The organism is Petrocella atlantisensis, from assembly GCF_900538275.1.
Taxonomy (GTDB): domain Bacteria; phylum Bacillota; class Clostridia; order Lachnospirales; family Vallitaleaceae; genus Petrocella; species Petrocella atlantisensis.
Window position 1 is genome coordinate 2,220,643 of record NZ_LR130778.1, and the last position, 23,617, is coordinate 2,244,259.

The following is a 23,617-nucleotide window of genomic DNA, read 5'->3' on the forward strand; positions in this document are numbered from 1 at the left end:
CTAGGTTAAGGCCTTTTGTGCGGTTCTAGAAAGTAAGGTTATGTATGAATATATTGAATCAGCCTTTGGAAAAGCTGGAAGCTTTTCATATAGCAAAAGAAAAACTTAAATATAAAGAAACACCTATTGCCATCTATGGCGCCATTGATTCTCAAAAGTGTCACTTGGTATCAGCACTATCCGACCATCCCCAGAAGCTGATCATTACTTATAATGACGTTAGAGCCAGGGAAATTTATGAAGATATGATGTTTTTTCAGGAGGATGTCTATATTTATCCCTCAAAAGACATTATTTTTTATAGTGCAGATGTACATAGTAATGATATTGTTAAGGAACGAATGCGTCTTTTTAAACAATTGATTGAACAACAAAAAGCAGTTGTAGTTATGTCAGCAGATGCATTGGTTGATACCCTTATGCCTTTAGATAGCATAAGGGAAAGTATCATTTTCTGTAAACAAGGTGAAGTGCTAGAGATGACGGGCCTTGGCAAGCGCCTGATTTATATGGGGTACAAAAGAACAGAGCAAGTAGAAAGCCGAGGTCAATTTACCATCCGTGGCGGCATTATTGACATCTTCCCTTTGACGGAGACTGAAATGGTGCGTATTGAACTATGGGGTGACGAGATTGACTCTATACGACAGGTCAATATGGAGACTCAAAGATCAACAATTGCTTTGGAAGAAGTGGCAATCTATCCTGCTAGAGAAGTTGTGGTATCCGATGCTTCAATACATAGAGCTGAAAAAGCCGTTCAAAAGGATTATGATAAGACAAAAAAATATTTTTTAAAAGGCGATCCCCAGTATTTAGAACGATTGGAGCGTAGCTTTGATGATTTGATACATAAAATAAAAGGAGAAGGCAACTTTAATGGTATAGAAGGAAATTTACTTTATTATGAAGACGCGGTCGCTTCTATATTAGATTATTTCCAAGAGCCTGTTATATATTTAGATGAGCCCCAAAGGATCAAGGAAAGACTGACCAATCTTTTTTCGGAATTTAATGAAAGTATGCGTAGCCGCTATGAAAAAGGATATCTATTAAAAGACCAAGTGGATGTACTTTTTAAAGAAGGACAGATTATTAAGAAAATTGAAAACCATGCGGTGGTGAGTCTTAGTACTTTAAATCATAAGGATGCCCTTGTTCATAATACCTCAAAGATAGAGATGCTGGTACGATCGGTTAATCCCTATCATGGTAGTTTTGAGCTTATGATTAAGGATATAAAAAGCTGGGCTGAAAATCATTATAAGATTCTCTTGCTGTGCGCCTCAAAAACCAGAGCCACCCATATGGTGGAATTATTAAAAGAACAAGATATTAAAGCTTATACCCTTTATAACACTGAAATGGGTCTTACAAGTGGTTCTGTTGCTGTGTCCTATGGTTCCATGCATAAAGGCTTTGAATACCCTCATATTCAGCTTGTGGTGCTAACGGAAACCGAATTGGTAGGAAAAAAACAACACAAACGACCTAAGAAGTTCAAAGGCGGAAAAAAACTAAGTCATTTTAATGAATTAAAACAAGGGGACTATGTGGTACATGAGAATCATGGTGTCGGCGTTTTCAAAGGGATAGAAAAAATTGAAGTAGATGGTATCGGAAAAGATTTCATTAAGATTTCTTATAAAGATGATGGCAATCTATATATTGCCACAACACAGTTGGATGCTATTCAAAAATACATTGGTGCAGAAGGTAAAAAGCCTAAGTTGAATAAGCTTGGTACCGGTGAATGGAAAGCGACAAAGGAAAGGGTCAAAGGTGCCGTAGAAGAGATTGCCAAAGATCTCGTAGCCCTATATGCGAAAAGGGAAATGGCAAAAGGCTATCGGTATGATAAGGACACAGTATGGCAAAATGAATTTGAAGAGATGTTTCCATATGAGGAAACAGATGATCAGCTTACGGCTATTGAAGACACAAAAAGGGATATGGAGAGTTCTAGAATTATGGATCGCCTAATTTGTGGTGATGTCGGTTATGGTAAAACTGAGGTGGCCATTAGAGCTGCTTTTAAAGCGATACAAGAAAATAAGCAAGTTGCCTATTTGGTGCCCACCACTATTTTGGCACAACAGCAATATAATAATTTCGTACAAAGAATGAAAGATTTTCCGGTTAAAGTGGAAATGCTTTCCAGATTTAGAACCGCAAAAGAACAGAAAAAAATCATTGAGGGACTTAGACGAGGTTTAATTGATGTGGTTATCGGTACCCATAGACTTGTTTCCAAGGATGTCGTTTTTAAAGATTTGGGGTTGTTGATTGTAGATGAGGAACAGCGTTTCGGTGTTAAACATAAAGAAGCAATCAAATCCATGAAAGAGACGGTAGACGTACTAACACTGACAGCAACACCCATCCCTAGAACCCTTCATATGAGTTTGATTGGCATCAGAGATATGAGCGTTCTTGAAGATCCACCGGAAGAACGTCACCCTATTCAAACCTATGTTTTGGAACATAATGAAGCCCTTATAAAGGATGCTATATATAGAGAATTGGCTAGAGGCGGGCAGGTTTATTATGTCTATAATCGGGTAAAAGAGATTGACGAAGTTGCCAATCAGATAGCCAAGGAGGTCCCTGAAGCCAGTGTGGCTTATGCCCATGGACAAATGAGTGAAAGAGAACTTGAAAATATCATGTTTGATTTTATTAATGGCAACATCGATGTCTTAGTGGCCACCACCATTATTGAAACAGGACTTGATATATCAAACGTTAATACTATGATTATACATAATGCAGATCGAATGGGCTTATCTCAGCTTTATCAGCTAAGAGGGAGGGTCGGAAGGTCCAATCGCGTGGCTTATGCGTATCTCATGTACAAACGAGATAAAGTGCTTAAGGAAATAGCAGAAAAAAGACTGGAAGCCATACGTGAGTTTACTGAATTCGGTGCCGGTTTCAAGATTGCCATGCGAGATTTGGAAATAAGAGGGGCAGGAAACCTGCTTGGCGCTAAACAACATGGTCATATGGATGCTGTAGGGTACGATCTTTACTGTAAACTTTTAGAAAAAGAAGTCCGAAAACTAAAAAATGACCTAGATACCGAAGAAAGTTTTGAGACGCTTATAGATATCAATGTGGACGCCTATATACCTGTCACTTATATCAAGGACGAGGTTAGGAAAATAGAAGCCTATAAAAAAATTGCAACCATAGAATCGGAAGCAGACTACCTCGATATACAAGATGAACTCATGGACCGTTTTGGTGAATTGCCGAAGCCGGTTATGAATTTACTGGAGATTGGCTATATCAAGGGATTGGCTCATGATATTGGAATTTTGGCGATTATGGATAAAGGCGACACATGTGTCTTTGAGATTAAAAAAGATGCAAAAATTAATCCGTCAGGTATACCGGATTTGATTAAGTCTTATGGGCGCTCATTAAAATTTGCCATAGTAGACCAACCCTATTTTGAACTTAAGATGCCGGGAGAAGGTAAAAAGGAAGTTTTCAGACATATTAAGACTTTGTTACAAGCTCTAAAGGGTTTGAAGGTTTAACTCTAGTAGCATATAATCCTGTCTTTGACAGTTGTGAAACAGAAAAAGCTTGAAATCCCTTATAAATAGGGGCTTCAAGCTTTTTATATGTCATTAATTTTTGCGTACTTTTTTTTTACTTTTTAGTCTTTTTGTATATATTTTTCATTTCTTTGTCGCTGACAATCTGATAGTCTGTTCTAAATCCATAGGTATCATGTAGTGCATCTGTAAAATCAGTACGTGTATAGGTCGGAATAAAACCCTGTCCAGGAACGCAATAGAAGTTCATATCCTTTAACTGGCCGACGATTTCGTTCGTTGTAAACTGGTTGTCTAGGTCTTTCTCCAGATATCTATATAAAACAAGTGCTAGAAAACAGGTTGTAAAATGCGCTTTTATACGGTCGTCTCTTTGAAGATAAACAGGCCTTGCTTTAAACTCGCTCTTCATAATTCTAAAACATTCTTCAACTTCCCAACGTCGGTGGTTAATTCTAGCTATTTCAGAAGCATCTTCGTCAAGGTTAGTACATACTGCATAGAAGCCGTCATAGATACTTTCCTCAGCAACAGTATTTGAATTAAGATGGTAAAGTGTCTCTTCTGCAACTTCACCATCACTTGTAACATTGGTGGAAGCGATAAATCGTTTATAATCATTTTGTCTTTTCTTACCTATACTTTTTGGGTTAGTGCTAATGAGTTTTGTGGCACGTTCAAGTTGTTTGTTTCTGATCTGACGTTGATAATAACGGTATTTAAGAGAAAAGGTGACAATCAGTTTTTGCTCAAGATCATTCTCTTTAATCCATCTCTCTTTATAAAAGGTCATATTCTTATATTGCTCACAAAGACTTTCATTTTCATCAAACAGGTTTAAATCAAAGGTTTCTTTGGAATCATTGTGCCTCCATCCAGTTGGTTCTAAAGCCCACTCTTTTAAAAACTGCTTAAGTTTTTTGATGGATTGAGTTGTAATAAAAGAACGTCCATTTATATTATTAAACTTCCTATTTGCATTTGAAGATAAGCCGGCATCAGTACATACAACAAACTTGGATAGTTTGAAGTCTTCGATAATTTGCTTTTCTAAAGGCTTTAGAGTCACCTGCTCATTGGTATTGCCACTGTGAATGTTAAAAGCGAGAGGAATACCATCTCCATCCATAAACAAGCCCATTTCTACAATAGGGTTAGGACGGTTTTCTTTGGAGGGTCCATATTGTTTAAGGCCATCTTCTTGTTCAATCTCAAAAAAGTAGTTGGTACAGTCATAATAAAGAATTCGATCATTACGTTTAGAAACTGCTAGACTGTTTTTGTAAAGCTGTGATTGTATGAAATCGGATTCCTTAGCGACAACTTCTAAAGACCTGTAAATGTTCTGTAATTCAAAGTTTGGCTGTTCGAGAAGACGTTTAGAAGATTCAAAGGTGCAAAGCTTGGAAGAAGGAAAAAGAATTCTTCCGTAAATCAAACGAGAGAGAATACCGTTAAGGTCATAGGTGAACTTGTGCCTTGAAGAAATATCGTTACAAATCTTATGAAGCCCTAACTGGTAATAAATCTGTTGAAGAAAAAGATAGCCACCGTTGTAGGAACGTTGAATCTCTTTATCAATAAGCGTGGATTGCCTAAGCTTGATAATAACCTCACGTTTTGTTCTTTTTCTTGGCGATTAAGATCTTCGATATACTTTTTGGCCCACTCTATGGGATTAGCACCATTTAGCTTTTTTCTAAATCAGAATATCTGCCAAGTTTTTCGACGGTTCTAGTTTTTGTTTTCCATCAACATAAATAGTTTCTATGACATATAATAATTGAACATTTTAGAATTTACAACTTTCAGCCTCATAACAACACCTCCTAATACCCTATATTATATCATAGAACGTAGTAGAACGTAAATGAAAAGAGTAGAATTTGACAAAAAAATAAGCCTAAATAGGCTTGTTATAAGGTTTTCGCTGTTTTAGTTACTTCGGCAAGTGTCAAAGACCCGATTAAAATTTGCCATAGTAGACCAACCCTATTTTGAACTTAAGATGCCGGGAGAAGGTAAAAAGGAAGTTTTCAGACATATTAAGACTTTGTTACAAGCTCTAAAGGGTTTGAAGGTTTAACTCTAGTAGCATATAATGAGTATGAAGAACTATATAGAAAATGAGTTATGAGAGGTTAGCCCCAATAGGTCTAAGGTGTCAAAACTATATAGTTGAACTTTTACCCTCATGTTGTTTAGTAATATAGAAATGGAGCTGTTTGGCATTGGTTTTAATAAAAAAGATAATACCATCGTTAATTTGTCTGCTCATAGTGACCTTAGTCGTAATCGGTTGCAGCTCAAATAAAACTAATCCAAACACTTGGCTTAGTGTAGGTAATGCAGAAGTAGGTGAAGCAGAGGTTATGGTGTATCTGTTTCAGACTTATAATGATTTTTTAGCCTTTGGTGGCGAAGATGTTTGGGATATCAAGGATTTTAGCGGTGGAAAATCAGCCGATGAAGTGGCTAAACAAGGCGCTCTTGATAACCTTATTAAAGTGAAAGTTCTAAATCAAAAAGCTAAGGAACAGGGCATCATGACTTTATCAGAAAGTGAAGTCAATCTGCTGGAACAGGAAGCAAAAAATTATTATGATAGTCTACCTGAAAACTTTAAAACAAATCATGGGATTTCATTAGAAACAATATATGATGTCATTGAAGATAATTATAGGGCTAAAGGCTTGGAGAATCAAACCATAGAAAGCTATGAACTGGATCCTGGAGATGTTGAAGAAAAAGTTAGAGAAAATACGGAATATGTTAAGTTGAAAAGTGAAAAAGCAATCGATATTCTAACTTCTTACTATGTTCAGCATATCGTTGTCTATACCCATGAAAAGAACAGTGATGAGGTATGGGTAACCTTGGATGAAGAGAAAATAATACAAGCCCGGAGTAAGATTGAGGCTGCCTATGAAGCGGCAAATCAAGGTATACCTTTTGAAGACGTTCTAACAGAATACTCAGAAGATCCTTTAAGTGGTGCAGAGGATTTGGGCATCATGCTATCCAAATTTCAATTACCGGAAGACTTTATTGTTCACCTTCAAGAGGTCGATAAAGGCGAGATGACACCAATCATTGAAGGCGAATATGGTTTTCATATTTTTAAGTTGCTTTTTGTAGAGACACCGGATAAAGACACCATAGGAGAATATAACACTCAATTTGATGTGTGGGAAAAGTCTCTTTACGAAGAAGCACGAGCGAATTTATACAAAGAAGCTTTTGACACTATATACAGTAAATGGCTTCAAGGTGTAGCGATAGAACTAGGACCAAAATGGTTAGAACTTGACTTTTTAGAAGCCATAAAGAATTAATTCCAAGGCCTCTATATCTGTAAAACAGACAGGTTGGCGAAAGGATAATTATGATAAATATTGTAAAAAAAGGTGATACATATTCCTTTGAGGACTTACTTGAAGTTATGACCATACTGAGAAGTGAAGAAGGTTGTCCTTGGGACAGGGAACAGGACCATGTATCTATAAAAAATGCGGTTATCGAAGAAGCCTATGAATTGGTAGAAGCCATCAATAAGAATGATCTTTCTAATCTTAAAGAAGAACTTGGAGACTTGTTGTTACAAGTTGTTTTTCATAGCCAAATAGGTAAGGAAGCTGAGACATTTACGATTGATGAAGTGGTAGATGGTATAGTTCAGAAATTATTACGTCGACACCCTCATGTATTTGACACCGTTTTGGCAGAAGATAGTGAAACTGTCTTGGACCAGTGGGATAAGATTAAATTAGAGGAGAAATCGATTACAACGGTTACACAAGATCTAAGGCAAGTTCCTAAGGTCTTACCCGCTTTAATCAAAGCAGGAAAAGTTCAGAAGAAAGTGGGTAAAATCGGATTTGATTTTCCGGATTTTCATTCGGCATTTGGAAAATTGACGGAAGAGGCCCAAGAACTGATGGAAGCCTATGAAAATAAGGATTTGAAGGCAATTGAAGAAGAATTAGGGGATTTACTGTTCTCAGTGGTTAATATTTCAAGATTTTTGGGATTAAATCCCGAAAATGCCTTGACAAATGCCTTGGAAAAGTTTATAAATAGATTTGAGGGCATTGAGAACCTTGCTGTATCAAGAGGTCAGGATATCAGACAAATGGATTTAACACAAATGGATGCACTCTGGAGTGAAGTTAAAAAAGACGAATAGTCGCTTAGCGATTATTATATAGCCAAATAATATGGCGCAAAAGTTGTTTAATAATTCAATAAAAATGTAGAGGAGGAGTTATTTATGAACAAATCTGAATTAGTAGCTGCAATGGCAGAAAAAACTGAGTTAAGCAAGAAAGATGCTGAAAAAGCATTAAAAGCATTGGTGGATGTCATCACTGAAGAATTAGCAAAAGGTGAAAAAATTCAATTGGTTGGGTTTGGTACATTCGATATTGCAGAAAGAGCTGCAAGAGAAGGTAGAAATCCTCAAACTGGCGATGCAATGAAGATACCAGCATCAAAAGCACCAAGATTCAAAGCTGGAAAAGCATTAAAAGACGCAGTAAACGTATAATACCATCTAAATAGTACAATGCTGAAAATCTACACTGTCGGTGTAGATTTTTTGTCATTCTGCCCTTGAGATTCAAAAGGTATATGGATATAATGAGGAGTGAAGATTATTATGAGATTAGATAAATTCTTAAAAGTATCAAGAATTATTAAAAGAAGAACGGTGGCCAATGAAGCATGTGATGCAGGTCGTGTCATGATTAACAATAGAGTTGCCAAAGCATCAACTCAAGTCAGTGAAGGCGATATTATTGAAATCACCTTTGGAAACAAAACTGTAAAGGCAATAATTCTAGATGTTAAAGAGACCAGCAAAAAGGATGAAGCCAAGGAAATGTTCGAATACCTGAGCGATTAGCTATGTGTTAAGAAGGGTGATTGGATGAAACGTAAGAAAGAAAGTAAGAAAAAGGCTATGATTTTTATTATTTTTGTTTTGATGCTATTTATTGGCGTTGGCATTGTACAAATATCGAGAGCCTATACAGATAATAAGGAAAGAGAAGCCGAAGTTGTGGTTCTTATGGAAATGATAAAAGAAGAACAACTTGAGCAACTAGAACTGCTTAAAGTCAAAGAAGAAATGAAAACCAGAGCCTTTATTGAAAAAACAGCAAGAAGTAAGTTTGGGTTAATTTATCCGGATGAGACATTAATTGATATAGCTGAAAAAGAATGAGAGATTAAGGTTGTCCTTTGGATGGCCTTTTCTATCATTCTCAAGACATCGTCAGTGGGTGTCTTGTGCTATTGGTTCGGTATTTTAAAAAAGTGAGCGATGACATGGAAAAATTTATAAAATTTATAGAAGCATATGATTTAATAGGTAAAGCAAGGAAGATTCATGTTGCTTTATCCGGTGGTGCAGATTCCATGGCACTGCTTGATTTGTTCATTCAATATCAAAATACATTTGGTATAGAAGTTGAAGCGATTCATGTGCACCATGGTTTAAGGAAGGCTTCGGATATGGAAGCGGCACATGTTAAGGCTCATTGTGAGGGCTTGGGTATTTTATGTCGGACATTTCACGTAGATGTTTTAGCTGCTGTAGCTTGTGGCAAATCGGTTGAAGAGGCAGCAAGAGACTTAAGGTATGAGGTTTTTGATCGTATTATAAAAGAAGAAGGCGGACGAGTAGCTTTGGCTCACCACCTGGATGACCAAGCTGAGACGGTCTTGATGAATCTTTTCCGAGGCAGTTCCCTTAAAGGACTTGGTGGCATGCAACCGATAAGGGGCGCTTATATAAGGCCTTTATTGGAGGTTACTAAAGAAGAGATTATGGAATACTGTCGCCTAAAAGCCATAGCTTTTGATGTGGACGAAAGCAATTATGAGACCAAGTATACACGTAATAAAATGCGTTTACAGATTATACCTATGCTTACAGAGCAGATACAACCAAAGCTATCCGAACACGTATGTGCAACAGCTTCACTTATAAGAGAAGATGATAGGTATTTGGAGGACTTGGCGGTAGAGGCCTATGAAAAAGCTGTTATTTATCAGTCTATAGAAAAGATAAAATGGCAAAGAACGGATCTTTGTAACTTAGACTCGGTAGTGTTAAGACGTGTATTACGCCAAGGTATGGCCCGGTTAGAGGGTGGTCTTAGGAACATAAGTAAGCAACATACGGATGAGATGATGGCTCTAGTAAAATCGGGGAAGACGGGAAAAGCCATGGATTTACCCATGAACAGACGACTTAGGTGTGACTATGATGTTGTTACCTTAGATAGAGGTAACCATGAAGAAATAGTCAAACCAGAGCCAATAGAAATAGATTTGACAAGTATGACACTTTATGAGACCTATACATACGATGATTTCACCATAAGACTTTTCCCTTATGAAAAACAAACGGAATTTTCGAAAAAGTCATGTACGAAATGGTTTGACTATGATAAAATAAGAGGTAATTTACGCATAAGAACCAGAGAAAATGGCGATTTCATAAGGTTTTCGCCTGCTTTACACAAGAAAAAGATTAAAGATTACTTCATTGACAAAAAGGTAAATCGTTCGGTTAGAGATCAGGTACCAATGCTGGTATTGGGTCATGAAGTCATATGGATTGTGGGTTACAGAATTAATGAAGCCTATACCGTGACAGATGCAACGAAAACCATTATTGAAGTGGTATATTCTAAGGAGGAACGATTATGACAGGTGAGATTCAGGTACTCATATCACAAGAAGAACTGTCGCAACGGATTAAAGAATTGGGCGAAAAAATATCTGCAGATTATGCAGGGAAGGAAGTACACTTGATATGTGTTTTAAAGGGCGGCGTGATGTTTATGTCAGATTTGTCCAAATATATATCGGTTCCGGTGACCATGGATTTCATGGCGGTTTCCAGTTATGGGAATGAAACCAGTTCGAGTGGTATCGTAAAAATCGTTAAAGACCTTGATGAAAGTATTGAAAGTGAAGATGTCATTATTGTAGAGGATATCATAGATTCTGGGCGGACACTTAGTTATTTGCTTCAGATTCTTAAAGATAGAAAACCGGAAAGTATTAAGATATGTACATTGCTTGATAAACCGGATCGTCGTATTGTGGATGTGGAAGTGGATTATGTCGGATTTGAAATTCCAGATTATTACGTCTTAGGTTTTGGACTAGATTTTGAACAAAAATACCGAAACTTGCCTTATATTGGTAAATTAGTCGGGATTGAGTAAAGAAAAATGATATAAGATGCAGTACAAAAAAGTGCCTCAGGCATTAAAGTTAAAGGAGGAAAAGTTATGAAGAATTTTAAAAGTTATAGTTTCTATCTATTACTTATTCTAGTTCTTATGTTTGCCCTATTCTTTTCAACACAAAATACACCAACGAATGAAAATCAATATGGGTACACAGAGTTCCTCGCCGAAATTGATAGGGTTGAACGCGTAGAAATCAAACCCAATATTGAGATTCCAACAGGTCAGATTACCGTTTGGACCGATGATGTTGAGAGCAAGAGTTTCTTTATGTCGGATGTGAATTTGATTCATGAAGATTTGAAAATGAATGGCATTCCGGTTTATACACAAGATGTACCAAGAGCCAATTGGTTCATCAGTCTACTACCATCTATTGTTATTATGGTGGCAGTAATATTCTTGTTTATGTTCATTATGAATCAAGCTCAAGGTGGCGGCGGCGGTAACAGAGTCATGTCTTTTGGAAAAAGTAAGGCAAAGATGATGTTAGACGAGGATAAGAATGTGAATTTCGACAAGGTCGCAGGTCTTGAAGAAGAAAAAGATGAATTGGAAGAAGTTGTCGAATTCTTGAAGAGTCCGAAGAAGTTTGTTGAAGTTGGTGCCAGGATACCAAAAGGTGTTTTATTGGTAGGTCCTCCCGGAACAGGTAAAACATTACTTGCAAAGGCTGTTGCCGGTGAAGCCGGTGTACCTTTCTTTAGCATATCCGGTTCGGATTTTGTTGAGATGTTTGTAGGTGTAGGTGCTTCAAGGGTTAGAGACTTATTTGAGAATGCAAAAAAGAATGCACCATGTATTGTTTTCATAGATGAAATCGATGCTGTTGGACGAAAAAGAGGTGCCGGACTTGGTGGTGGTCATGATGAACGTGAACAGACTCTAAATCAGTTGCTTGTTGAAATGGACGGTTTTGGCATCAACGAAGGTGTTATCGTCATAGCGGCAACCAACCGTGTGGATATATTAGATCCGGCCCTTCTTAGACCGGGACGATTTGACCGTAAGGTTTTTGTCGGACGACCGGACGTAAAAGGTCGAGAAGAGATTCTTAAGGTTCATGCAAAGGGAAAACCATTGTCAGATGATGTCAGTCTTAAAGAGATAGCGGCAACTACAGCAGGTTTTACCGGAGCAGATCTAGAAAATCTCTTGAATGAAGCTGCCATATATGCAGCTAGATCTGATCAAAAAGTCATCAACCAATCGGATCTTAGACATGCTTTTGTTCGTGTCGGTATTGGAACAGAGAAGCGTAGTCGCGTTATATCTGAAAAAGAAAAACGTATAACAGCTTATCATGAGGCCGGACATGCGATATTGTTTGAAGAACTTGAAGAGTTAGATCCAGTACATAGCATTTCCATTATCCCGACAGGGATGGCGGGTGGCTATACTATGCCATTGCCAAGTAAAGATCCTATGTATATGACCAAAAAGAAAATGGAGCAAGAAATTGTATCCTTACTTGGAGGCCGTGCGGCTGAAAAATTAGTGTTAGATGACATAACAACCGGAGCCTCAAATGATATTGAACGGGCAAGTGCCATTGCAAGAAATATGGTGGTTAAATACGGTATGTCAGATGTCATTGGACCGATACAGTTTGGTTCCGATAATGAAGAAGTCTTCATTGGTCGTGATTGGGGTCATACCCGTAACTACGGTGAGAATATTGCCGGACTTATCGATAGTGAAATCAAACGTATGGTTGACTCTGGGTATGAAGAGGCAAAATCAATACTTGAGAATCATATAGACATACTTCATAAGACAGCAGATTTGTTAATAGAGAAAGAAAAAATTACAGGTGCCCAGTTTAGAGCTCTTTTTGAAGCAAAAAAAGAGGGTATTTTGGATGAAGTTGAATTAGATGAAGCCTCTGTAGAACGTTTACTTTTTGGTAAAAGTGAAGAAGAAAAAGAAGTAGAGACAGAAGCATAATAGCTAGAGCTAGAACATTATTATTGTTTTAGCTCTTTTTATTTTCTGTTGTTTTGTATCGTACCCACTGTAGTATTCACATATTGTCCCTGAGTTTTCATAGGACCTACAAATATATAAGTACATAGAACTATAAATATTAAAAAAAGTATTGACAATGGAAAATTCTTTTGTTAGAATAATTGATTACGCAATTGACTTTTTAGTGTATATATGCTATAATCTAGTAACTTAGGGGATATAGAGAGATAACATCATGAACCCAATACGTTGTAAAGATGAGGTGTATGAATGATCGCAAAAGAGGACTTATTTGCAGTTAGAGAACAGGTTAAAGCTCATGTCGGCAGCAAGGTTCTAATTCGGGCCAACAAAGGACGGAAGAGAATTGTGGTAAAGGAAGGTGTGTTGGAAAACACATATCCTAGTATCTTCGTAGTTAAGGTAAAGAATTTAGAGCAAAATTCATTTAGGAGTGTTTCCTATAGTTATACAGATTTATTAACACATAATGTAGAATTATCCATTTGTGGCGAATAGTAAAAAAACATCAAGGATTAATCCTTGATGTTTTTTTACTATTCAACTATATATTTTGACACTTTAACATTGGTTAAAGCATCAAAACAAAGTTTCTCTAATTTACCTATAATATATAGATTACGTTGATGCGTTCATAACTATATATTATAGGTAAAAGTTCAACTATATATTTTGACACTTTAACATTGGTTAAAGCATCAAAACAAAGTTTCTCTAATTTACCTACAATATATAGATTACGTTGATGCGTTCATAACTATATATTATAGGTAAAAGTTCAACTATATATTTTGACACTTTAACCATTATTGTATATAATATTAAGTATACAAAATACAAATGAATCTTAAGCAGGTGTATATGAAAGAAGTGAAGAGAAAAGCGAGAGCCAAAATTAATCTTGCTTTAGATGTTATTGGCAAAAGAGAAAACGGTTATCATGATGTCCGTATGGTTATGCAGACTATAGAATTGCATGATAAAGTCAGGTTAAAAAAGATCAAATCCGATAAAATTCTTATGAAGACGAATCTACCCTATTTACCCAGAGATAACAGGAATCTGGTTTACCAGGTGGTTGAATATATGAAAACTACTTATGGTATTAAGAGTGGGGTATATATTGATCTTTATAAAGTCATTCCTGTTGGTGCCGGTCTAGCTGGTGGCAGTACGGATGCAGCCCAGAGTGTCCTTGGTATGAATGAACTTTTTGAGTTGGGTCTTAATATAGAAACGATGGAAGAAATAGGTGCAAAATTCGGGGCAGATATACCTTATTGCATACGAGGTGGCACAATGATTGCTGAAGGTATAGGGGAAATATTAACGCCTATAAAACCGATTATGAAACTTCATCTGCTCATTGTAAAGCCAAAACAAAGTGTATCTACGGCCTATGTATATGGGAATCTTGATGTAATGACCATTAGCAATCATCCTAATATAGATGCCATGGTTAGAGGTATAGAAGAAGATCATATGGGGCAAATTGTGCAAAACCTAGGTAATGTACTTGAAGAAGTTACTTTTAGAGGATATCCCGAGGTTAAAATGATAAAAGAGGCTATATTCAACAATGCAGCACTTGGAGCACTGATGAGTGGAAGTGGGTCAGCAGTTTTTGGTATTTTTGAAGATCAAGGTATGGCACATCAAGCGGCCAAAAAATTAAAACGCCTTGAAGAGGTCAAGCAAGTTTTTGTCACAACAACGTATAATGTTCAGTAAGGGTAAAAGCTAAATAATTGGCTTGTGAATGAAGATTGAAAGTGGGGATACGAATCATGGATACAAGTTTTAAAGTTACAGTTAATGAATATTTACCCCTTAGAGATATTGTTTTTAGTACACTTAGAAAAGCAATACTAAAGGGAGAGTTAGCTCCTGGTGAACGCTTGATGGAGAAACAATTGGCTGAAAAGATGGGCGTGAGCCGTACACCCATTCGTGAAGCCATAAGAAAGTTGGAGCTTGAAGGTTTGGTCATTATGATACCTAGAAAAGGTGCTGAAGTGGCCAAAATTACAGAGCAAGACATTAAAAATGTTTTAGAGGTGAGAGCGGCACTTGAGAGTCTAGCTGTCAAATTAGCATGTCAAAAAATGACGGATGAGGATATGAAAAGCCTTCTAAGTATTAATGACGCTTTTACAGAGGCAGCGAGCATTATGGATGTGGAAACAGTTATTAAGAAAGATGTTGAATTTCATGACGTTATTTACCATTCTACGAATAATGAAAAGTTGGTTCAGATGATTAACAATTTAAGAGAGCAGATTTATAGGTTTAGAGTGGAATATATTCGTCAAATGAGTGATTTTAAAGCTTTAGTTGAAGAACACGAGGAAATTGTCAAATCCATCATGGAGAAAAACGGTATCGAAGCTCAAGAAATTGCGGCCAGACATATTGAGAATCAAGAGAAAGCCGTGATCAGTCGAATTCTATAATATGAAGTATGTATGCGTCAACTTTTGTATCAAGTTATGAGGGGTGATACTATGGTTAAAAAGAAAATGAACATGGAGGCTGCTTTAGCGCATTGGGGGGGTCCAAAGCTTTATTTGATACATTAATTGATGGTTTCTATAATCAATATAGGCATGTAGATAAAGACATTAAGAAACTGTTAGAGACGGGTAACCAAGAGGATGCCCGTCTTTTAGCACATAGTATCAAAGGTCTTAGTGGTAATTTAGGCGCTATGGAACTAGTAGAAAAATCTAAAGCATTAGAAGTAGCCATTGAAGCGGATTTAGACACGAAGGCATCGGATTTAAAGGCTTTTTCAAAAGCGTTAAAAGATGTGTTAGAGGAGATTGTTGTTCTCTTGGATGCTGTAGAGGCCACTTATAAAGAATAAATATAAAGTTGAGAGGAAGCCTGGAATAAATATGAAAGACTATATTGTTATAGACATTGAGACGACAGGCTTGCATCCGGATTATGCTAGAATAATAGAAATAGGAGCGGCCAAAGTCATAGACGACCAAACTGTAGCTGTCTTTAATATGTTGGTCAATCCTGAAGTAGCCATACCGGAAAATATCATCAATCTTACAGGCATCACGAATGAGATGGTTGTTGATGCACCTATAATTAGTCAAGTTATGCCAATGTTTTTATTATTTTGCGAAGATTTACCAATTTTGGGACATAATATACCATTTGACTTTTCATTTCTCAAAACAAACGCTATGCGGTTGAACTTGCATTTCGAAAAAAATGCATTGGATACTTTGTTATTGTCCAGACAGTATATGGACTATCAAAATAGCTATAGTTTAAGTCATCTTTTAAAGTTTTGTTCAATAAACAGAGAAAACGCTCATAGGGCTTTGGATGATGCACTTGCGACCCATGAGCTTTTTCAAATCATTAAGCATAAATATATGGATACCCATAAGGTGATTGAACTTAGACCCAGTCCTTTGATGTGGAAGCCCAAAAAACAATCACCAATGACGGATAAACAAAGAAAATTTTTGTTAAGTTTAATGAATAAACATAAAGTTGCTTTAGATTTTGATCTAGATGCATTGACCAAGAGTGAAGCCAGTCAAAGAATTGATGGCTTGATTGGTCAATATGGCAAAGGCTATTAATTTGTTTCTTTACCCTGTTTGATTTGATCTAATTCTTTTAGAAGCTTGGTTTTTGTTAATGTATTAAGATTCTTGGCGATTTCATAAAGATGAGCGATAGCATCCTCTTGTTGATGTCTTTTGTAGATGGTGGCTAATAGCGTGTAATTACCGCTGATATCAGTACCTACTGTAAGGCCTTCCTCGAGATACTGTCTTGCCAAGTCTTCTTGACCTGCTGCAAATAGACCTTTAGCGAGTGAGTGAAGGGTCTTGATATATTGAACATAGTTATTTTCATAAGCCTCAATGGTGGTTATAGTAGCGGTGCCAAATTGAAGTCTTATATCTGCATTGTCCAGATCTTGAAAATTAACCATAGGTTTTTGGGACAAGTCGAAGACGTATTTTTGTTGACGATAGAGATCCGGCGCTTGTATTTTATCAAAAAAAGCCGAATCCATTTTAAGATTTGAAGATAATGAAGTCTGTATATAGTCACTAGGATTTAAATCACGTTTTCTTACCACAAGGGAGGAAGCTTCCCTTTTCCAAAAAGCATCGTGTGCAGCATCTTCTATTTTTGAGCCCTTTTTAAGGTGATGCCTAAAGATAAAAATACCTATTATGAACCATACAAAAAAAATGGGAAATGCCATATGATTATATCCTTTCTTAGCAAAGCGAGGCACAACTTCTTGTGCTCTAGGAAAGTTTTGATTTAGCTAAGCGTCAAGGAACTTTCCTGCCGGAACAATTTGCAAGCAAACCGTCACGAAGTCAACTTCTTGTGCTTGAGTTTATTTGTTATTTCCATTATAATATAATTATTGAATGGTGAACAGTCAAAGCATGTAAACCAAATATAAACGTTTCAGAATTGGAGTGAACAGAATGTTTTTTCAGAACCGAAAGCTAATTAAAAAAGTGAGTATCGTGGTATCCTTAGTCATCGTATTGAGTTTGGTACTTTCAGCTGTAGCATCTTATTTATAATGACTTTAGAACTATAAATGAATACATCTAACCATGGATAAGTATCTAGGGTATAGGTGTATTTTTTTCTTGCTTTTATAGATACCTTATGATAGTATATCAATATAACAACACATAGTATTGATTACTACATAGGAGGCGTAATGATATGAAAGTTAAAGATCCAATCAGTGCATTAACGCATCTAATAGGTGCTGTATTAGCATGTATAGCAGCAGCCACTTTAATTATAAAAGCAATTGAAGTTGGCTCCATGACATACATCATTACTTTTACAATATTTGGACTTAGTCTCATACTGCTTTATACAGCTAGCACGGTATATCATATCATTGATCAACCTGAAAGCTTAAGACGTAAGTACAAACGCATTGATCATATGATGATTTTTATACTAATTGCAGGTACTTATACCCCTATTTGTCTCATCTCGCTAAAAGGCACCTTAGGTGTCATCTTGTTGGTGGTTATATGGGGGATTGCCATAGCCGGTATCATTATGAAAGCATTCTGGTTAGATGCACCTAGATGGTTGACCACAGGCATGTATCTTCTAATGGGTTGGCTCGTTATTGTTGCCATCTATCCTGTATTCAAAGCTATGCCACAAGAAGGATTCAGATGGTTGGTCGCAGGTGGCATCACCTATACCATTGGTGGTATTATCTATGGACTTAAGTGGCCACTAAAGCATCGTAAATGGTTTGGATTTCATGAGTTGTTTCATCTGTTTGTCATGGGCGGTAGTGCATGTCACTATGTACTGATGATGGGATACGTATAAGAAAGAGATGCGAAAGCATCAATATACAGAAGGCGTAGCGTCGTTTTATTAAGATAAGACGATACTACGTCTTCTTTATGTTTTTATTAATGAAAGTAGAAGTATGAGCAATGCTTGACAAATCCCATTCACTATATTATAAAGGTAGTAGCAAACTCGCTAAAATGAAGGTGGAACAAATATGAATATATATGATGTGGCTAAGTTGTCGAATGTTTCTATAGCAACTGTTTCAAGAGTTATAAACAATAAACCGGGTGTTAGTGCGGCCGCTAGAGAAAGAGTGCTAAAGGCGATTGAAGAGACAGGTTTTAGACCCAACCAGATTGCTAAAAGCCTGACAAATAATAAAACCAATATCTTGGGTATTGTTATGCCAGGGATGAATAATTATTATAGTGACCGAATTGACGCCATAAACAAGGTTTGTAAACAACGGGGTTATGGACTGATGATTACGGCCAATTACAAGGATAACAACTCAACTGAAGAAGATATTGCTAATTTTAACCTCTTATATGAAAAAAGAGTGGATGGTATTATTTATTTTCCTACTAATGTGATGCAGGAACATATTGATATTATTAAACATATTCGCAAAAAAATGCCAGTGGTAATTACGGATAAAGAAATAAGAGACCTTAGACTACCATGTGTGATTCAGGATTTTGTGTCACCTACTCAGGAGGTCATGGATTATTTCATTAAAAATCAACATAAAAAGATTGCTTTTATTAAAGGTTCCTCCTATGATCAGTCAAACGAAGCGCGTTTAGAAGCCTATAAGGTTGCTTTGGAAAAAGCAGGACTAACCTACGATGAGGGCCTAGTTGCTGAAGGTGCTTATTCCGTTGATTCAGGTTATGAGGCTATGTTGGAGATTTTCACACGCTGTAAAGATATGCCAACAGCAGTCTTTGCTGCTAATGATCATATGGCTATAGGTGCTATGAAGGCGCTTAAGGATAAAGGCATCAAATTACCTATGGAAATAGAAATCATTGGCTATGATGACATAGAATTTGCAAAGTATGTGACCCCTAGTTTATCAACAGTGAGGGTGGAACAATATGTCATGGGGAAACTTGCAGCAACGATGCTGATTGATTTAATTGAAGGCGATTTAAAAGACCACCATGAGATGACCATGGGCTTTGAAATTATACATAGAGAAAGTACGAAAGTATAACAATTTTGGGTTGTTATTGTGTATAATAGTTTTAGAGTTTCAAATAGGCATGATCGTGATAATTAGAAAGTTAGGTGACCAATGAAGCATTTATTGATTGGCATTAATGCAAAGTTTATACATTCCAACCTTGCCATACGTTATATACAAGCTTATGGTGAAAAAAAGGGATTAACCATAGAGTATTGTGAATATACCATTAACCAGTCTTTGGACTATATATTAGATGAAATCATTAAGCAGGAACCGAATGTTGTCGGATTTTCCTGCTATTTGTGGAATATAGAGATCATCGTGAAGTTGTTTCAAATGATACGTCAGATTCGTCCGAAAATGCTGATTGTCTTAGGGGGGCCTGAAGTATCCTATAATCCAGTTACGTGGATGACGACTTATCCGGAAATAGATTATGTTATCTCTGGAGAGGGCGAGATATCTACTGTTGATTTATTCACGTGTCTTGAAAAGGGTCATGACGACGCATTAGAGCAGGTTGGTAGCTTATGCTATAGAGACGAAGATCGAATCAAACAAAACCATCAAGTACCGCCTATGTCGATGGCGGAAGTTCCCTTTGCTTATAAGAAAGACCTTTTGGGACTTGAACATAGAATTATCTATTATGAAACTTCAAGAGGATGTCCTTTTAATTGCGAGTATTGTCTTTCTTCTATTGAGAAAGGTGTACGCTTTAGGCCGCTTAATAGGGTCTTTGAGGAACTTCAATTTTTCTTAGATCAAGGTGTTTTACAGGTTAAATTTGTAGATCGTACCTTTAACGCAAAAAAAAGCCACAGCATGGCCATATGGTCTTATTTGAAGGACCATGATAATGGAAAAACAAATTTTCACTTTGAAATCACGGCAGACTTACTGGACGAAGCCGAAATTCTTTTTCTAGAAACTGTTAGGACAGGTTTGTTTCAATTTGAGATTGGTGTTCAGTCGACCAATTATGAAACCATTGTGGATATTAATAGACAGACTGATTTTGAAATGTTAAAAAAGCGGGTATTGAGCCTGAAAGCAAATGGTAATATTCACCTCCATTTGGATTTGATTGCCGGATTACCAAAAGAAACCTACTTGGCTTTTGGAAAATCTTTCAATGATGTTATGGCGATTAGGCCGGAACAATTACAATTAGGATTTCTTAAAGTACTAAAAGGCTCTAAAATAGACAAAAAACAAGAAACTTATGGCATCGTAAGCAGGAAGCATCCACCCTATGAAGTTCTAAAGACACGAGAAATGAGCTATGAAGATCTTAGAAGACTTAAAGATATAGAAGTGCTACTTGAATATTATTACAACAGCGGACAGTTTTCTAATAGCATAGCCTATCTTATGGATTTATATGACCATCCTTTTGCTTTTTTTGAAGATTTACGTGCATACTGGGAAGCGGGTGGGTTGCATCATATCAAACATCATAAAATCAAGTTCTATGACCTTTTATATGAATTTGGTAAAAAAGCGTCAAAAGTGGACGAAGACCATTTGTCACAGTGGTTGATTCATGATCTATGCTTACAAGAAAAGCCAAAGAAATGGCCGGACTTTGCTCATGTCAAAGATGGATTGTTATCGGAAGTAAAGAATTTCTATCAGAGTGAGGATTACTCGGATAGTCTTTTTAAAGCCTATGAGGGCTACAACACCAAACAAATCATGCGCATGACCCATGTAGAACGGTATGATTTTAACCCACTTGAAGGACCAAAGGATAACGTGGTTAGCTACATATTTTATAACTACAAAATGAGAGACAAGATGACAGGACAGGCAATAGCCACCAGAATCAGGTTATAGAGCCTTATAGGTGACGTATGATAGACAAGAAGAGAATGGAAAGAATTCTAGATCAGTTGGACGAGGTATATGGTAAGGAGCATGTCTGCTATTTGAATAATGAAAATGACTGGCAACTCTTAATTGCAACCCAATTAAGTGCCCAGTGTACGGATGATCGTGTCAATATGGTCACGCCGGCCTTGTTTGAAGAATTTGATTCTGTGCAGGCTTTTGCAGAGGCGGATATTCGTAATATTGAAAAAGCCATACATTCAACCGGCTTTTATAGAAACAAAGCGAAAAATATACAAGCCTGTTGCCAACTGCTCCTCACCAAACATGGTGGTAAGGTTCCTGTGGATATTGATGCACTAACGGCCCTGCCGGGTGTTGGTAGAAAAACGGCCAATGTCGTATTGGGGCACAAATATAATATTCCGGCGATTGTTGTAGATACTCATGTTAAGAGAATATCTAACAAATTGGGATTTACGGAATTCACCGACCCTGTTAAAATAGAGTTTGATTTAATGGGAAAAATACCAAAAGAGCATTGGCTCAGATACAATACACAGATTATCGCTCATGGGCGTACCTTGTGTACAGCTCGTTCACCAAAATGTGAGCAATGCTTTTTGCTTAAGGATTGCCCCGGTGGACTTTATGAACTGTACTCGAGAATCGTTAAGAACGAAGGATGGGCAAAGGAGAAAGAATGATGAAGCAACCTATTGTGATTGGAATCGCAGGTGGTACGGGATCCGGAAAAACGACTGTAGTTAATAGGCTTAAGGAAGTGGTGGGTAATGAAGTTGTTACCCTTACCCATGATTATTACTATAAGGCGAATGAGGATAAACCTTTTGAAGTGCGAAGTAAAATGAATTATGATCACCCATATGCCTTCGATACGGATATGATGGTGGCAGACATACAAACTTTAAAAGCGGGGTTTGCGATTGAACATCCTGTATACGACTTTATGAATCACACAAGGGCCAAGGAAACAGTCCATGTAGAACCGAAGAGAGTCATTATAGTTGAAGGCATCCTGATTTTTGAGCACAAGTCTCTTAGGGAGCTGTTAGATATGAAGATATTTGTAGACACAGATGCAGATGTTAGAATTATTAGACGTCTGGTGAGAGATGTAAAAGAACGGGGTAGAAGCATGGATTCTGTCATCGAGCAGTATCTCACTACTGTCAAGATTATGCATGAAGAATTTGTAGAACCTTCAAAGAAGCACGCAGACATTATCGTGCCTGAAGGTGGTTATAACAAAGTGGCTCTGTCTATGATTAGAGACCGTATTAGAACCTTATTGGTAGAACAATAAAGGGATAAAGGAAGGTGACTTATGAAAATTCAAAGAAATAAAGTAGTGATCATTGGTGCAGGTCAAGTGGGTTCAGCAGTACTGTCAACTTTGCTTTCATCGGGTTCTTTGGCGGAGATTGTCATAATTGATAAAAATGAAAAGAAAGCATACGGAGAGGCTCTTGATGGTTCGCATTCCACTGCTTTTGCCTATAGTCCTAACATTAAGGTGAAACAAGGTACTTATGAGGATTGTGAAGATGCCAGTATCATTGTTGTAACAGCTGGACCGAGTGCTAAGCCGGATGAAGTGGTTGACCGAATCGCCTTAGCTCAGAAGAACATTGAAGTGGTAAAGGAAGTCATGGAACAGATTATTACCTACACCATGGACGCTATTATTATTATGGTTTCCAACCCGGTGGATATTTTAACCTATTACGCACAAAATTATTTTGGTTACCCGGTTGAAAAAATATTCGGTACTGGGACCACTTTAGATACAGCTAGGTTTAGACGTATTCTAGGACAAAAATATTTGGTGGACACAAAAAATGTCCATGGGTATATCCTAGGTGAGCACGGTAAAACAGCCTTTGCAACATGGAGTAGTTCGAATATTGCAGGCGTACCTATAGATGACTTCGATATTATTTATGATGATGTGCCACTGGATAAAGAGGCCATTGTAGAAGAAGTAAAACAGGTTGGTTATGAAATTCTTATTAATAAAGGCTATACCAATATCGGGATTGCTAAAAGTGTGGACCGTATCATTCAAGCCATATTAATCAACGAATTAAGCGTTCTGCCCTTGTCTACAACACTTACAGGAGAGTATGGTATTGAGGATGTCGCGCTTAGCCTTCCATGTATTGTTACCAAAGATGGTATCGGTAGACGATTGGAAGTACCCCTTAGTGTTGATGAGACGTCAAAACTCAGAGCTTCTGCTGATTTCTTAAGAGAAACTTTTAAGAAAACATACAAAGGTCCAGAACCTAAAAAAGTATAAATACTTCAATTTTATGACTGTTCATGTAAAGATATGGCTGGAAAAGTTGTAAATCAGACAGCTTTCATATACAATGTACTTTATGTGATGAGGATACGAGATATAAACCGAA

General features: G+C 37.0%; 21 protein-coding genes and 1 pseudogene. 20 read left to right on the forward strand and 2 right to left on the reverse strand.

All coding sequences use genetic code 11. The features are described 5' to 3' along the window. The first annotated feature begins 44 nt into the window (after window positions 1–44). Window positions 45–3,545: a transcription-repair coupling factor gene (mfd, locus tag PATL70BA_RS10330; RefSeq protein WP_125137282.1), complete on the forward strand. Its 3,501-nt coding sequence runs from the start codon at window positions 45–47 to the stop codon at window positions 3,543–3,545. Window positions 3,546–3,660: 115 nt separating this feature from the next. Here the strand turns inward: mfd and PATL70BA_RS10335 are convergent. Further along, window positions 3,661–5,384: pseudogene (locus PATL70BA_RS10335) on the reverse strand (IS1634 family transposase). A 461-nt stretch (window positions 5,385–5,845) separates the two neighbouring features. Between PATL70BA_RS10335 and PATL70BA_RS10340 the strand changes: the two are divergent. The 13 genes from PATL70BA_RS10340 to PATL70BA_RS10400 all read left to right on the forward strand — a co-directional run bounded on the left by PATL70BA_RS10340 (window position 5,846) and on the right by PATL70BA_RS10400 (window position 16,428). Continuing rightward, a complete protein-coding gene (locus PATL70BA_RS10340; RefSeq protein ID WP_172596203.1) occupies window positions 5,846–6,901 on the forward strand; it encodes a peptidylprolyl isomerase in 1,056 nt (351 codons plus the stop codon). Window positions 6,902–6,951: 50 nt separating this feature from the next. Beyond that, the gene (mazG, locus tag PATL70BA_RS10345) at window positions 6,952–7,752 is read left to right on the forward strand and encodes a nucleoside triphosphate pyrophosphohydrolase (RefSeq protein ID WP_125137284.1); all 801 of its coding nucleotides are present in this window, start codon (window positions 6,952–6,954) and stop codon (window positions 7,750–7,752) included. Between the two features lie 84 nt (window positions 7,753–7,836). Then, window positions 7,837–8,112, forward strand: coding sequence for an HU family DNA-binding protein (locus tag PATL70BA_RS10350; RefSeq protein WP_125137285.1), 276 nt, complete (start codon window positions 7,837–7,839; stop codon window positions 8,110–8,112). 111 nt (window positions 8,113–8,223) lie between these two features. Further along, window positions 8,224–8,469 carry an RNA-binding S4 domain-containing protein gene (locus tag PATL70BA_RS10355; protein ID WP_125137286.1) on the forward strand — a complete coding sequence of 82 codons (246 nt, stop codon included), beginning with the start codon at window positions 8,224–8,226 and terminating at the stop codon, window positions 8,467–8,469. 24 nt (window positions 8,470–8,493) lie between these two features. Further along, complete coding sequence (locus PATL70BA_RS10360; protein WP_125137287.1) at window positions 8,494–8,790, forward strand: septum formation initiator family protein; 297 nt, start codon at window positions 8,494–8,496, stop codon at window positions 8,788–8,790. 104 nt (window positions 8,791–8,894) lie between these two features. Further along, window positions 8,895–10,283: a tRNA lysidine(34) synthetase TilS gene (tilS, locus tag PATL70BA_RS10365; RefSeq protein ID WP_125137288.1), complete on the forward strand. Its 1,389-nt coding sequence runs from the start codon at window positions 8,895–8,897 to the stop codon at window positions 10,281–10,283. Beyond that, window positions 10,280–10,807 carry a hypoxanthine phosphoribosyltransferase gene (gene hpt / locus PATL70BA_RS10370; protein WP_125137289.1) on the forward strand — a complete coding sequence of 176 codons (528 nt, stop codon included), beginning with the start codon at window positions 10,280–10,282 and terminating at the stop codon, window positions 10,805–10,807. Before tilS ends, hpt begins: the two co-directional genes overlap by 4 nt. A gap of 66 nt (window positions 10,808–10,873) precedes the next feature. Continuing rightward, window positions 10,874–12,778 carry an ATP-dependent zinc metalloprotease FtsH gene (gene ftsH, locus PATL70BA_RS10375; RefSeq protein ID WP_125137290.1) on the forward strand — a complete coding sequence of 635 codons (1,905 nt, stop codon included), beginning with the start codon at window positions 10,874–10,876 and terminating at the stop codon, window positions 12,776–12,778. 291 nt (window positions 12,779–13,069) lie between these two features. Beyond that, window positions 13,070–13,318, forward strand: a complete 249-nt coding sequence (locus PATL70BA_RS10380) for a Veg family protein (protein ID WP_125137291.1) — start codon at window positions 13,070–13,072, stop codon at window positions 13,316–13,318. A 363-nt stretch (window positions 13,319–13,681) separates the two neighbouring features. Further along, the gene (gene ispE, locus PATL70BA_RS10385) at window positions 13,682–14,551 is read left to right on the forward strand and encodes a 4-(cytidine 5'-diphospho)-2-C-methyl-D-erythritol kinase (protein WP_125137292.1); all 870 of its coding nucleotides are present in this window, start codon (window positions 13,682–13,684) and stop codon (window positions 14,549–14,551) included. A gap of 56 nt (window positions 14,552–14,607) precedes the next feature. Further along, complete coding sequence (locus PATL70BA_RS10390; RefSeq protein WP_125137293.1) at window positions 14,608–15,273, forward strand: GntR family transcriptional regulator; 666 nt, start codon at window positions 14,608–14,610, stop codon at window positions 15,271–15,273. A gap of 92 nt (window positions 15,274–15,365) precedes the next feature. Then, window positions 15,366–15,686: an Hpt domain-containing protein gene (locus tag PATL70BA_RS10395; RefSeq protein WP_125137294.1), complete on the forward strand. Its 321-nt coding sequence runs from the start codon at window positions 15,366–15,368 to the stop codon at window positions 15,684–15,686. Window positions 15,687–15,717: 31 nt separating this feature from the next. Next, window positions 15,718–16,428: a 3'-5' exonuclease gene (locus PATL70BA_RS10400; protein ID WP_125137295.1), complete on the forward strand. Its 711-nt coding sequence runs from the start codon at window positions 15,718–15,720 to the stop codon at window positions 16,426–16,428. Here PATL70BA_RS10400 and PATL70BA_RS10405 read toward each other — a convergent pair. Beyond that, complete coding sequence (locus PATL70BA_RS10405) at window positions 16,425–17,066, reverse strand: hypothetical protein (protein ID WP_125137296.1); 642 nt, start codon at window positions 17,064–17,066, stop codon at window positions 16,425–16,427. The two genes, PATL70BA_RS10400 and PATL70BA_RS10405, sit on opposite strands and share 4 nt — an antisense overlap. 485 nt (window positions 17,067–17,551) lie before the next feature. Between PATL70BA_RS10405 and trhA the strand changes: the two genes are divergently transcribed. From trhA to PATL70BA_RS10435, 6 genes are all read left to right on the forward strand, one after another. Next, window positions 17,552–18,187, forward strand: coding sequence for a PAQR family membrane homeostasis protein TrhA (gene trhA, locus PATL70BA_RS10410; RefSeq protein WP_125137297.1), 636 nt, complete (start codon window positions 17,552–17,554; stop codon window positions 18,185–18,187). Between the two features lie 181 nt (window positions 18,188–18,368). After that, complete coding sequence (locus PATL70BA_RS10415) at window positions 18,369–19,376, forward strand: LacI family DNA-binding transcriptional regulator (RefSeq protein ID WP_125137298.1); 1,008 nt, start codon at window positions 18,369–18,371, stop codon at window positions 19,374–19,376. Between the two features lie 81 nt (window positions 19,377–19,457). After that, the gene (locus tag PATL70BA_RS10420) at window positions 19,458–21,188 is read left to right on the forward strand and encodes a B12-binding domain-containing radical SAM protein (RefSeq protein ID WP_125137299.1); all 1,731 of its coding nucleotides are present in this window, start codon (window positions 19,458–19,460) and stop codon (window positions 21,186–21,188) included. A 17-nt stretch (window positions 21,189–21,205) separates the two neighbouring features. Then, on the forward strand, window positions 21,206–21,889 hold the full coding sequence (nth, locus tag PATL70BA_RS10425) for an endonuclease III (protein WP_125137300.1): 684 nt from the start codon (window positions 21,206–21,208) through the stop codon (window positions 21,887–21,889). Then, on the forward strand, window positions 21,886–22,509 hold the full coding sequence (udk, locus tag PATL70BA_RS10430; RefSeq protein ID WP_330509863.1) for a uridine kinase: 624 nt from the start codon (window positions 21,886–21,888) through the stop codon (window positions 22,507–22,509). Before nth ends, udk begins: the two co-directional genes overlap by 4 nt. 21 nt (window positions 22,510–22,530) lie before the next feature. Next, window positions 22,531–23,505 carry an L-lactate dehydrogenase gene (locus tag PATL70BA_RS10435; RefSeq protein WP_125137301.1) on the forward strand — a complete coding sequence of 325 codons (975 nt, stop codon included), beginning with the start codon at window positions 22,531–22,533 and terminating at the stop codon, window positions 23,503–23,505. Window positions 23,506–23,617 lie beyond the last annotated feature (112 nt).